The organism is Candidatus Cloacimonadaceae bacterium, from assembly GCA_030693415.1.
Taxonomy (GTDB): Bacteria; Cloacimonadota; Cloacimonadia; order Cloacimonadales; family Cloacimonadaceae; genus JAUYAR01.
In genome coordinates, this window is the sequence record JAUYAR010000157.1 from 1 (window position 1) to 12838 (window position 12838).

Genomic DNA, 12838 nt, shown 5'->3' on the forward strand with positions numbered 1-12838 from the left:
CTCAATTCTCAATTCTCAATTCTCAATTCTCAATTCTCAATTCTCAATTCTCAATTCTCAATTCTCAATTCTCAATTCTCAATTCTCAATTCTCAATTCTCAATTCTCAATTCTCAATTCTCAATTCTCAATTGTACCACCTTTCCACCCATCACAATATCCTGACCAACTCATAGACTTTCACCGCCTTATTTTTGCCTTTGACCTTCACTTCGTCGATGAAATTCACTTCCACCATATCCTGGACATGTTCGAGAGTGAACTCGCTGATGATGATGTGTTTGGCGGTGTCATACTCTTTGTTCAGTCCTTCCAGGCGGGCACCGAGATTGATGGTATCACCGATCGCCGTATAGTCGAATATCTGCTCAGAGCCAAGGTTTCCGACGACGGCGTAGCCGGTGTTGATTCCGATGCCGATCTCGAAACTTTCGCGTCCTTCTGCTGCCCAGCCTTGCTGCATTTCAGTGAGGCGTTCGCGCATTTCCAAAGCCACTCTGCAGGCGCACAAAGCATGATTTGGCAGGGGCACGGGTGTGCCGAAAAGCGCCATTATTTCATCGCCGACAAATTTATCGAGGATGCCTTTGTTGCGGACGATGATTTCCACCATTGCAGTAAGATATTCCTTGAGGATCTGAACAGTTTCCTCGGGTTTGTGGTTTTCAGAGTAGGTGGTGAAGGATCGGATATCCGAAAAGAGAACGGTGATCTCCTGCAAGGAGCCGCCATACGCAAGTTTTTGGGGAGAACGGAGGAGTTCGTTGACCAGTTCCGGAGCCATGTATTGCTGGAAAGCGGTGCGAATAAAGCGTTTTTCCTTCATCGTCTCGATATAGTGGTTGAGCAGTGCCGCCACATAGACGAGGATGAAAACGAGCATGCTCTGCACCACCGGGATGATAATACTCTGCCTGGCAAAGAGTTGATACGCGAGCACGCCTTGCATAACAATCAAGCCAATGAGCAAAACCGCGCCCAATTGGGGTCTCAGTTTTCTATAGACAAACCAGAGCAGAAGCAGGAGGATAAACTCCCCAAGCAGATAGAGCCAGAGATTGAGACGTGAAAGATAATCCCCTTGATGCACCATTTCGATGAAGTTGGCATGGATCTCAACTCCTGGGGTGAGGACTCTACCGCTGAAAGGCGTGGCAAAATTGTCGTGCAGTTCGGCGGTCGTGGCACCCACGAGGACGGTTTTTCCCTCCAGGATACCGCTATTCAGGATGTCATAATATTCGTCTATTTCGTTTGGCGTGCCATCCACGATCTGGCCTGGCATGATCAAGAGAGAATCATCCAAAATGCTTGCATAGGAGAGGGTTAGGAAGGTTTCATTCGGACCGTAATAGTTGATCAGCGCTTTCTTGTCGTTCACGATCGGAATAGCTTTGTCGATCACCTGCAGCTTGCCTTTTTCGATCCTGATGTGATCCGTCCAATTGGGTTGATAGACACGGTGGTTTGCCAAGGAAGCGATGCCGAGGGTATAGACCCGTTCCTGATCGAAGGGTTCAAACAAAGTATAGCGGCGGATGACGCTATCGTCATCGGTGTCGATATTGACGATTCCCCAGGAAAGACCTCTCTCGGAGATGGGGCGGATGGGCTCCAATTTCTGCACATGCACACCCTGATCGCTGCTGTGAATGAGCTTTCCGGCAAAGATGACATTGTTGTATCGCGCTGCGGTTTCTGCCAAGTGCAAGTCGGCAGCGGAATCCCCACTTTCGGTGAATTCGACGTCAAAGACGATCTGCCGCACGCCTGCCCGGTTCAGGTTTTCGATCAGTTTGGCATGCAAGTTTCTCGGGAAGGGCCATGTCATATCCAAAGAACTGAAACTTGCATCATCGATAGCAACGATGACGAGGTCGCCGGAAACGTCTTTTGCGCCGCGGATACGAAACATTTGATCCTGGGAAAGATATTCGAGCTTGTCGAAGAAATCAAAGATAAATAAAAACTTGATCAACAATAAGATCGCGAGGGGGAAGAGGATCGGGGCGTATCTCTTCACAATGTTCTCCTTTCCGCAAGAAGGATAAGGGGCTGCCCGCGGGACGCACAACCCCTTTGATTAAGTTTTGGTTTAGAATCTTTGGGTGAGCAGCAGTCTCCAAGTGAGCGCATCGCTATCCAGAGAGCTGAATTCGTCGTTTTTGTAATGTTTCTGTCCGATTTCGGTGCTGATGCTCAAATCCCTGATGGGATATGCCTCGAGACCGAGAGTGATGTAATTGTAGGACTGATCAATCTGGTCGCCGGTGAGATTGACCCAACGATAATGAGCAAAGGGGATGAGACGTTTGTTAAACAACTCATAGGTGCCCTTGGCAAAGAGAGTGAAGTTGTCTTTTTTAATGGTATTCAGATCGACGCTTTGGGGATCGGGCAGCTCGCGTTCCTGATTGGCGATGGAGAATACAAACTGCGTCTTCAGCGGGAAGATCAACAGACGGTTGCTCAGGGAGATATTGAGGCTGTTGTTGAAGTTTTCGTAATCCAAGGTCTCGTTGGTGATGCTGTTGTCTTCGCCCATGCGGTAGGTGATATCCAGTTGGGAAGGCAGGATTCTGATCTGTCCTGCATTATATCCCAAACCGACGGATATGCTACTCGCGTTTCTGGTGAAGGGAACGAAATCGGCTGCTTGCTGCACTTCGGCATTGTTTATATTCTTGGTGTCCGTAGTGTGATAAGATGCCTTCAGATATGGCATGCGCGGGAATCTGATAACTCCCTGGACAAACCATGAGTCATAGCGGTTGGTCTCGTTTTTGGTTTTGGAATAGTTGTCCATCGTGTTGTTGTATCCACCGGATACGTTCAAAAACCTGCCGATGTTGAATTGATCTGTGAAATTGAGCACCTGGGTGTCGTTTTGTTGATAGTAGGTGCTCAGAGCGTTGAAAGCGGGACCGGTGACAGAGTAGTTAATATTGAGGAAGTTGTTCCAGAAATAGGTGCGATAATATGCTGTCCATGCTGTATTTGCCATGCTCGGAAACAAAGGCTCCATGTTTTTGTTGATCACAAAGATGTCCGCGAGAGCTTCCGGATCGACGAAATCGAAACCTTCGACATAGTCCTCGATCTCTTCTGAGGAGATTGGTCCGCCAAAGGTGTTTCGGTTTAGCAAACTTCCGGCAATTTCAACGCCTAACAGGACGTTTTGATTCGGAATAGCCAAACGAGCATCCATGCTGATCACTGCGTTGTCCTTTGGCGTGGTGCTGAAGAGCGAGTCTCCAGCGGCGCCGCTATAGATGAAATACCTGGGATCCAGAGAGCTGACCACGTCGCGGTTGCGGGTGACGTTGAGACCAAACGAGAAGCCGTTTTCCATACCAAGGCGGATCCTTGCTCCGATGGCTTCCTGCTTGAAAGTGGAGACATTTGAACCCGTCTGGGGTATATATTCGGTCTTGCGCACCATTTCGCCAATGGCAAATTCCGCGCCGAGATACTTGGCATTCAACTGTCCATAGGCGCCTCGCAGATTGCGGTTGTTCATAGTCAGAGGGCTGATCGAGGGAGAATAATCTCCCATCACCAAATGCAAGGCGGGAAGCTGCAAGCCAAAGGTGTAGCGGTTGACCGGTTGAAGGTTATTGTCTTCCAGAGAGGAGACATAGAGGTTGGTATTTGTGTTCAGGATGCCGTATGTGGAATACATCTCCAGCCAGGCAGCATGATCGCGATTGGTTTGGGTGACCGAATCCTGTTTCAGATCATAGAGATTGGTGCCATAGCTGAATCTTCCTCTCAGTTCTATAGGAGTGCGGCTTCCGCGTCCGCTCACGGTTGAAATCCAAGTTTCGGATTGTACTTCAACGTCATCTATGGTGGCAGTGATGAACGCTTTCACCAAACCGGCGCGGGCTCTGTCATCACGATAGACGATGGCGTTTTCGGTGATCAAGGCATGTTTGGTAACGTCTTTTCCTCCCACCCAGACCTTGATACTGTTGGGATCAAGGTTTTCGGTAATTGAAAAGAAGGAAACCGCAAGCAGATAGCCATCTTTTTGTTCCACGTCTTCATCGGTGCTGAGCAGTATAAATCCGGGCTCGCGTTTGCCTTTCATCTCTGCTGCGGAAATGGAATAGGGACGTTTGATGCCGTCTTCGATCGGCATTAGCTCTACTTCGAGATTGGTTTTGATGAATTCGAAATAGTATTCGATATCCTGATTGGCTACGTGTATGGCGGGGATCATACCTACAAACCAGATTGATCCCGGAGCTTCCTGCAGCATGGGTTCTGCCAAGTAGTCAATGGCTCCGATCACACGATAGCGGATGCGGACTTCCTTGAGTTCCTCAAGACCAAATTCGATCTCGACCCTGAGAGATACGTCTTCGCCCACGGTGTATTTGAGGGGCGGAACGTGCAATGCGGTGATCCCAAACATTGCGGTGACGATGATGAGCAACATTGCTACAAGCATTATCTGTTTCATAATAAACCTCATTTTTTACATCCCAAGGGCATCAATAGGTGATCTCGATCAATTTGATCCGCCCTTGCTCGTCCGCCACGGGAATGATCATTTTCCGCGGCTCGGTGTTCTGCGCGGATTCGATCTCGGCGCGCTCGAGCTCAGTCAAATCTTCTTCAGTGCTTTCGCGCACTATCATATTGCTGTCTTTGTCTATGTATGCCGTGTATCCGGCGTCTATGGATTGGTTTTCACCCGTTTCAAGCACCTTGACATCGACGATGCCATGGGTCACGATATAGTAGGTTTCGCCGTCTTGGGTGAACTTGGTCATGAATCCCGTTCCCTTGACGGATGCCACGGTGGTTGGGGTCTGCACAATCATGCTGCCTTTGTTTGATGTGACTCTGGCATAGACGCTGCCGGAATTGACTTGTGTTTTTTTGTTCAAATCGTCTCCACTCTTAGTAGCAGAGATCTTGACGAATGAATTTGAGAAGATCTTGATCGTGGAAGTAGCGTCGATGAACTTGTAGGCAGCGAAGGATTCAGTTCCAGTGCGGATCTCATCGTTGTTGTTGAGCATGTCTCCGGTTTTGAATTTGACGTTTTTGGCGGAGCGTCTAAGCTCCACCTTGCCTTTGGAAGCAGTGAAGAGAGCCACGGCGTTTGCGGTGAGCAGCGATAAGCTCAGAAACATGAGCAGCGATATCAATATGATCTTTTTCATGATGCCCTCCTATTAATCCGTGATGCGGATATTAAGCTCTTGTCCGATGAGGGATTCCACCAGATCGACGGCTTCTTGTCCGCTATAATGTCTGCCATTGTACATAACCGAGCCCGTTGGAGAATATCCATTATTGAAGATATTCTGAATGGCGAGGTTGTTCAGCATGTTCAGAATCGCCTGGATTTCATTTGCATTCTGTGCACCTGAGGCATCGGAAACAAACTTGAACACATGCCACGCGCTGGAGACCGATCCACCCTGATTGGCGTTTCGCGGAGGCGCGGGGTTGGTCTCGGAATAGTTGGTGGTGCTCACTTGCCAAGCATAGTAATAGTCTTCATTGAAAGGCAGGAATTCCGAGAAGTTGCTTGCTCCCGATGGCAGGATGGCATTGTAGATTTCGGTGCCGGTGACTTCCACCGAACCGGAATTGGGCAGATCGCTGGGTGAGAATTCCTTGATCACAAGCTGAACCTGGTTGAATCCAGTATTGATGGCGCTCCAGACAAAGTTCACCGGTTTCATGCTGACCTGCGGGGGGATATTTCCCACACGGGTGCCCGGACTGACGAGATGGATCACTCCGGCGTTGCGCACATTGATGGCGAAGGTCGCTACATCCGCGTTGTTCCAGCTTGTTGGCGGCACGGGGTTGATCTCTCCCTCGGGCTGGACTTGCACAGATATCCTGATGCTCAGTATGCCATCCGGGAAATAACCTGCCAACACTGCATTGCGCAGCACTGTGCTGTATTCTATGATAGCATCCAGAGAAAAGTCGCCCTGCCCGAGATCGGTGAAATAGCTGCTCGCTTCATTGGTAATGAGATCGCGGTTCGTGAGTGGATGAAAGTTCAATCCGGCACCCAATACATTCTTGGTGATATAATTGGCATCGACCAGAGGCTGGCTCACACCGCTCCAAAAAATCTCCACCTTCATATAGAAAAAAGCACCGTGGTTCAGATTGCTTTTGATATTCAGGTTTGTCAAAATCGGCTGAGTATCCGGTGTCATCGGATCAAAGCTTGCCGTTCTGAAGGTGTTGACGTTCACGCTGGATGGCGAAAATACTACGTTGTAGTCCCCCCGGCGCGCCGAAAGCGGCACTGAGATCATCATCAGCACCATTAGAGATAAAAAGAGATTCTTCATTGTTCCTCCATATTCTTTTATATTGCTTTGATTATATGTTCTAGAAGCTGTCCAAAATCCATGCCTGCCGCTTTGGCAGCCATCGGAGTCAGGCTCAGCGATGTCATTCCCGGCAGCGTGTTCAGCTCCAGAAAATATGCTTTTTCTCCATCATAGCGAAAATCCACCCTGGCATAGCCCCGGCAGGAAAAAGCCTTCCAGACGCGCAGAGCAAAGACCTGCACCAGTTTCGCGGTTTCATCCTCTATGTGGGCAGGGGCGATGTATTCAGTTTTGCCTTTGGTATATTTGTTGCCATAGTCATACCATCCGTTGAGGGGTTTGATCTCCACCAGGGGCATTGCTTCAGCGCCCAAAACCGTGACGGTGAGTTCGCGTCCGGGGATAAATTGTTCTAAAAGGACTCCGTCCGAATACCTGAAAGCGAGTTCCACCGCGGGCTTGAGATCATTGATATCGTTGATCTTGGAGATTCCCACGGAAGATCCGCCATCGTTTGGTTTCACGATCAGCGGGAGCCCCAGTCTGTCGATGAAGCCCTGATAGTCCACGGGATCGTTATAGTCGTGCAAAAGGTCTTCCCTCAGCAGGATGCAGTCCGGAACGGGGATACCTTCCGAGGCGGCGATGAGTTTGGAAACATATTTATCCATGGCGAAACAGCAGGATCTGAAATCCGAACCAGTGAATCTGATTCCGGAAAGACTCAGCGCTGCTTGCATGACGCCGTTTTCTCCGCTGCCTCCGTGCAGCGCGTTGAACACCAGATCGATCTGCTCGCTTTCCAGTAGCTCAAGCAATTGGGACACTTTTCCATAAGCCCCCGGATCAATCTCCAAGACCTGATAGCCCAATACTTTGAGCTCGTCCGCGATCGCTCTTCCGCTCATTAGCGAGACTTCTCGTTCGGAAGAATTTCCTCCCAACAACACGGCAATTTTCTTCATATCACCTCATATTAGATCAGACACCAAGCCGCGCGCAAACAACAGCTCCGTCGCCTGAGATTATACCATATAAATTACTCAAAAAAGTCACGCTAACCATATCAAGTGTGAATCTGGAAAAACAACCTTAGTTCTAAGCCCAAAGCTGCTTTGAATCTTCCCACGTCCGGATCGTTGGCACCGCAGAAATCCAAATAGTCAAATTCTCCCGCCAGAGCTTCGATCAGGCATTTACTATGCCAACTGCTGGCACCTTGTTTCAGCGCCTCGATGTCGGTGGCTCGGCTGATTGTATATGCTGTGCGGGTGTTATTATGCAAAAGGATGTTTGCGCTGACGATGTTTCCACCCATGTATAGGTTATATTGGCGCATCAAACCTGCTTCATGCAATTGGTCAAGATGTTTCGCCAGACGGGGATAATCCATATCTGTGTGATGGTTTTTGCGGGTCTGCATGGCTTTCATGAGCTCAATATAGCGCATTGGAACGAACTCTTCGCCGAACACAAAGCCGGTCTCAACAGCGCGGTTTAGCTGCTTTCGTTCATCACTCAGCGGTTGGAGAGGTTTTGCAAGATCGTGCGTAAATGTATATAGAGGCTTGGCTTTCAATCCGTTCCAGACAAATCCGCGCACGTCGGTGATCTCAGGTGTGAGATTGATCTGCATCTTGCGATAGTTGCTTTTGAGATACTTTGCCAATGCGCCAGTGATTTGCAAAGCATCCAGCAGCCTGCGATTGGGAGGCATATTATCCTCCCAGTTGAAAAACAAGCCTTGATAATATGCTCCCACGGGATTGATCAGACGCTTCCGACCGAGTAGTTTTTTCTCATAGAGCGGCATCGCAGCGAAGAGCTGTGATCCTTTATAGCAAAGCAACAGCTTGGCATCGGCATTGCTCATCTCGGCTGCGGATTTGATAAACACCGGATGCACCCACAAGGGAGCTTCAGCTCGCCATGAAAGCGTGTCCGGAGTTTGGATCAGTAATTCATACATGGCGTTATGGGACAAACTTTTGCACGATATTGAGCAGTTCCATCAATTGGAATGGTTTGATGATATAGTCCGAAGCGCCTTCTATCATGGATTTGTATGCCGAATCTATCGTTGGATACCCGGTCATGATCAGGCAAAATATTTCCTTGTCCTGCGCCAATATCTTTGCCATCAATTCCAGTCCGTTCATCCCCGGCATCACCAAGTCAAGAATGGCAAGCCGATATCTTCCGGGGCTGAATTTTGCCAAAGCGTGCTCTCCATCTTCTGCTAAATCAACCTCATAGCCTCTTGAGGACAGATATTCCCCGATCACTTCTCTCAGTAGTCTGTCATCGTCAACTAAAAGAATCCGGGAACTCATCAACTCACCTCGGTTAAATTAATTTTTGCATTATGAACAATATATTGCGAATATGGAAAACCGTCAATATAAATTATCGACCATACCCCCCCATTCAAGCAAAAACCAAAAGATTTCATTTTTATGTTGACTTAAATCGGCTTACATTTTGAATGGCGCATACCATATTTAAGAGGTGAACATGAAAGGAAGAGTGAAGTGGTTCAATAAGAATAAAGGCTACGGATTTATCATCACCGATGATAATAAAGAGTATTTTGTCCACTGGAAATCGATCGTAACCAATTCCCCGCGCGAGCTCAAAGTATTAGAGCAAGACGAATTTGTGACATTTGATCTGATGGAGACCGACAAAGGGGTTCAAGCGATCAACATCATCAGAGTAAATCCCTGAAGAGTAGATTCAGAGTGCTTTCAGGGGCAGAAGTTCGCAAGGGCTTTTGCCCCTGATTCTTTAGACGGAGCACCGATGCCTTTTCTTCCCGCATCCGCAGATGAAATGAAGTCCCTTGGCTGGACGAGTGTGGATATTATTCTCATCAGCGGAGATGCCTATGTGGATCATCCCGGCTTTGGCACCGCTATCATTGGCAGAGTGCTGGAAGCTGCAGGCTACAAAGTTGGCATCATCGCCCAACCTGATTGGCGGAAGGACGAGGATTTTCTGTGTTTAGGCGTGCCAAGATTGTTTTTTGGCGTCAGCGCTGGCAACATGGATTCCATGGTCAATCATTACACCGCCCAGCGAAAACTGCGCCACAACGATGCATACAGCCCGGATGGCAAATCCGGCATGCGTCCCGACCGCGCCACGATGATTTATACAAACATCCTCAAACGCCTGTTTAAAACCACTCCCATCGTCCTTGGAGGCATCGAAGCCTCCCTGAGAAGAATCGCGCAATATGACTTTTGGCAGGACAAGATCAGAAACAGCATCCTCAGCGACAGCAAAGCGGATCTGATCGTCTATGGCATGGGTGAAAGCGCTATTTTGGAGATTGCAGCCGCTCTGGACAAGGGAAAGAGCGCCAATGATATAGACAGCGTTCCTGGAACTGTCGTCATGCAGAACCAGGCCCCGCAACAGGATGATAGCGAGGATAGCATGATCCTTCCAGACGCGGATCACTGCAAGGACAAAGAGACTTTCCATCAGATGACCAAGCTTTTCTTCAAACATCATCAAAGCCGCGTTTTGTATCAGAAAAATGGCGGACGCTGGATAAAACACAATCCTCCGGCAAAACCACTGGAAACTAATGATCTTGACCGCATTTACGCGCTCCCGTTTGAATATGCCCCGCATCCCAGATACAAGGGCTTGAGCATTCCCGCCTTCGAACAGATCAAAGATTCCATCACGTCTCATCGTGGCTGCTATGGAGGCTGCAATTTCTGTGCCATATCGTGCCATCAGGGCAGAGCGGTTCAATCCAGATCATCAGGCTCGATCATATCCGAAAGTCTGCGTCTGATAAGACGTAAACGAAGCGGGAAAACCACGATCTCAGATATCGGCGGTCCGACTGCAAATATGTATGCTTCCTCTTGCAAGCTGAAGTTTCCCCCTTCCTGCAAAAGACTTTCCTGCGTCTATCCGGGTGTCTGTGCAAATCTGATGATGGATCACGACGCCCAGCTTCGCCTCCTGGCGGAAGTGGAGGCGCAGGACGGCATCGGGCATGTCTTTATCGCCTCCGGCATCCGGCACGACTTGGCGGTGAATAGCAAAGCATACATTAGCGCCATCGCCACAAAATATACCGGCGGCAGGCTCAAGCTCGCCCCCGAACACTGCGTGCCAAAGGTTTTACGCCTGATGGGAAAGCCCGTGATCGAAAGCTATGAAACTTTCAGTAAGGAGTTTTTCGCGGCATGTAATCAGGCGGGCTTGAAACGCCAGATCGTTCCCTATATCATCATCGGGCACCCGGGAACCACTATCCAGGATGCTATCGAATTGCGCAAGTGGCTGATAAAAAACACCATCCGCATCGAACAAGTGCAGGAGTTTACTCCCACGCCGATGACCATCAGCACCTGTATGTACTTTACCGGTATGGATTTTGAAACCGGAGCACCCATCGAAATCCCCAAACCATCGGAAGTCCGAAAACAAAAAGAACTCGCCCTTTGGCATCTTTTCGATGCGTCAAGCCCCTTTCATGCCAAAGCCAAAAAACTAACTCATTAAACGCTAACTCATTGTAGGCTAACTTATTGCAGGATTCTCCGCAGGATCGGCATGCTGCGCTACATCCTTAGCATTACGGAGTCAATACGGACTTAGCCCGTAATCTGGAGTTTGGACATTTTTCATTGATTTACACAGTATTTAGCTCCTAATCCGAGTTTTATTCCCAGCCTCTTCTGAAGCTCCGGTGAGTTGTGCAACTCTTTTCTCATTAAATTAAGTAAGTCGTTGCATGATGGTCTGGTAGAGCCATTTCTCCACTTTGGCAAAGGCAGGTAATCATTGCCTCTTTCATGACCAAAACACTTCTGGCTGGCCAGTAGCACTACACTATACGCTGCTATCAGCAATGCAGGTTGTTTTTCCACTGATTTCACGTTCCAAACTTGTGCTTGTCCCACGCCAATGTTGTTCTTTTCATCGCGGTGGTTGACTTCTATTTCCCAGCGGTTGATGTATTGTTGGATCAGGATAACTGCTTTCAGAGTCAGGTTATCGGTGAGCAAGTATGCTTGTCGTTTATACAATTGTTTCCTGCCGGACGATTTGTAGGGACGAGGGGATATAACAATCAAGCGCAACTCTTTTCTGCCGGCTCCTCTTTGCCAGTAGACACCTTTAACGTCTTTATAACGCACATTGCGATACTTCTTTCCAATGATCAACTTCGCTTCCTGGTATGGTATCGATTGATCCTGGTACACTGAGTGAGGACTGAACTTTTCTGTCGAATAAAAACGGCGTGTGCCGCCCTCAGCTCTGAAACAAAGGCTTGCATCCTTTCTGCATCTGGCAATGACGTCAGTCCTGTCAAATTCTGCCTTCCATACAGTCTTGTTACAGAATGAACCATCGACAACCATAAGCAGTCTCTTATCTGCTGCTCCGGCTTCATCAAAGCTAACTCTTAGGTCATGTGTCACATCGACAAAGGCATGGCTCATATTTTTCGTCTTCTTGGCAATTTTGTACTCACGGATTTCTTCTACGGTAGCTCTCTTCCCCGGTTTTTTGAGTGCCGGGACATTGATCGCCCAAACAGGTATTCCACGGCTTGCATTGTAGGTGTCTTCCTCGTTCAAAGCTTCCTCTGGGTATTGTTTGTAAAGAGGCAACGTTACTGAAGCCTGCAGGATCCGGTGTCCCCAGAGAAAGTTTGGATGAAAATGAGGCGATAATGGATCATGAAAGTAGCCGGCATGGGGTATTTTCATTCCAGTTTTCTTGACCTTGGTATCATCGACTGCGATGCTGATGAAACCATCATCAAAATAAGAGCTTGCGTCCCTTATAATGGTGTCAAACAAGCGCTTTTCATTCCATTCGCTTCGTGAGAACATCTTGAACGCGGCACTCCAATCAAGATCATCAATCCCGGCAAACACCAAGCTCTGCGTGATAGTCTTCCTGCCAGGGTTTAAGAGCAGACAAAACGCACTACGTATAGCCCTTTCCAGAGTCCAGGCTTGAGAAAATACTCCATCTCACCCCCGCATCATCGAAAGAACAGCTTCGCAGATCATGATGCTACTCCTCTTCGGGTTGCGACCGGTACAAATCCCGATACTCAATAAGACCGAAAGTGTTCTTACCCGTCTTGGAAAAGCGGTCAAACCTATGAACCTTCTTTAAGAGAGCAGATACAATAGACTCCCGATAAAGCTCAATCCCAAACATCTCCTTTGCCTTGCTAACGATCTCTGAAACATGCAGAGGTTTCTTGATATCTTTTAGCACCATATAGACATACTCGACTTGCGATTTACGCTCTTCACCATCCTCTTTCCTGAATGATGTATCTCCCTTTAGCGTTTCCCTTACAGCTCTAAGCTGCGCTTTAAGCTTGATCTCCTCAACCTCTAAGATTGCTTGCTTGATATCATTGTCTTTCATGGCATACTCCTTAAGTTAGTTTGGAAACCATACTATTTATGCGGGTATGTATGTCAAGCTATTTCTTCAGCAGCTATAGAAAATGCCCAAACTCCAGA

Annotated in this window: 11 protein-coding genes; 2 read left to right on the top strand and 9 right to left on the bottom strand. The window is 48.3% G+C overall.

All coding sequences use genetic code 11. The features are described from left to right. Positions 1–151 precede the first annotated feature (151 nt). From Q8M98_09940 to Q8M98_09970, 7 genes are all read right to left on the bottom strand, one after another. Positions 152–2023: an adenylate/guanylate cyclase domain-containing protein gene (locus Q8M98_09940; protein MDP3115075.1), complete on the bottom strand. Its 1872-nt coding sequence runs from the start codon at positions 2021–2023 to the stop codon at positions 152–154. A 72-nt stretch (positions 2024–2095) separates the two neighbouring features. Then, positions 2096–4468 carry a hypothetical protein gene (locus Q8M98_09945; GenBank protein MDP3115076.1) on the bottom strand — a complete coding sequence of 791 codons (2373 nt, stop codon included), beginning with the start codon at positions 4466–4468 and terminating at the stop codon, positions 2096–2098. A gap of 31 nt (positions 4469–4499) precedes the next feature. Next, on the bottom strand, positions 4500–5177 hold the full coding sequence (locus Q8M98_09950; protein MDP3115077.1) for a FecR family protein: 678 nt from the start codon (positions 5175–5177) through the stop codon (positions 4500–4502). A gap of 12 nt (positions 5178–5189) precedes the next feature. Then, positions 5190–6335: a hypothetical protein gene (locus Q8M98_09955; protein MDP3115078.1), complete on the bottom strand. Its 1146-nt coding sequence runs from the start codon at positions 6333–6335 to the stop codon at positions 5190–5192. Between the two features lie 17 nt (positions 6336–6352). Continuing rightward, complete coding sequence (locus Q8M98_09960) at positions 6353–7282, bottom strand: D-alanine--D-alanine ligase (protein ID MDP3115079.1); 930 nt, start codon at positions 7280–7282, stop codon at positions 6353–6355. Between the two features lie 101 nt (positions 7283–7383). Then, the gene (locus Q8M98_09965) at positions 7384–8286 is read right to left on the bottom strand and encodes a GNAT family N-acetyltransferase (protein ID MDP3115080.1); all 903 of its coding nucleotides are present in this window, start codon (positions 8284–8286) and stop codon (positions 7384–7386) included. A gap of 4 nt (positions 8287–8290) precedes the next feature. Continuing rightward, entirely contained in the window at positions 8291–8650 is a 360-nt protein-coding gene (locus Q8M98_09970; GenBank protein ID MDP3115081.1) for a response regulator, read from the bottom strand. Between the two features lie 181 nt (positions 8651–8831). Between Q8M98_09970 and Q8M98_09975 the strand changes: the two genes are divergently transcribed. After that, a complete protein-coding gene (locus Q8M98_09975; GenBank protein MDP3115082.1) occupies positions 8832–9044 on the top strand; it encodes a cold shock domain-containing protein in 213 nt (70 codons plus the stop codon). A gap of 75 nt (positions 9045–9119) precedes the next feature. Then, on the top strand, positions 9120–10847 hold the full coding sequence (locus tag Q8M98_09980; GenBank protein MDP3115083.1) for a YgiQ family radical SAM protein: 1728 nt from the start codon (positions 9120–9122) through the stop codon (positions 10845–10847). Positions 10848–10969: 122 nt separating this feature from the next. Here Q8M98_09980 and Q8M98_09985 read toward each other — a convergent pair whose 3' ends face one another. Both Q8M98_09985 and Q8M98_09990 read right to left on the bottom strand, forming a co-directional pair. Further along, positions 10970–12232, bottom strand: a complete 1263-nt coding sequence (locus Q8M98_09985) for a hypothetical protein (GenBank protein ID MDP3115084.1) — start codon at positions 12230–12232, stop codon at positions 10970–10972. A 142-nt stretch (positions 12233–12374) separates the two neighbouring features. Further along, positions 12375–12740, bottom strand: a complete 366-nt coding sequence (locus Q8M98_09990; protein MDP3115085.1) for a hypothetical protein — start codon at positions 12738–12740, stop codon at positions 12375–12377. Between the last annotated feature and the right edge of the window lie 98 nt (positions 12741–12838).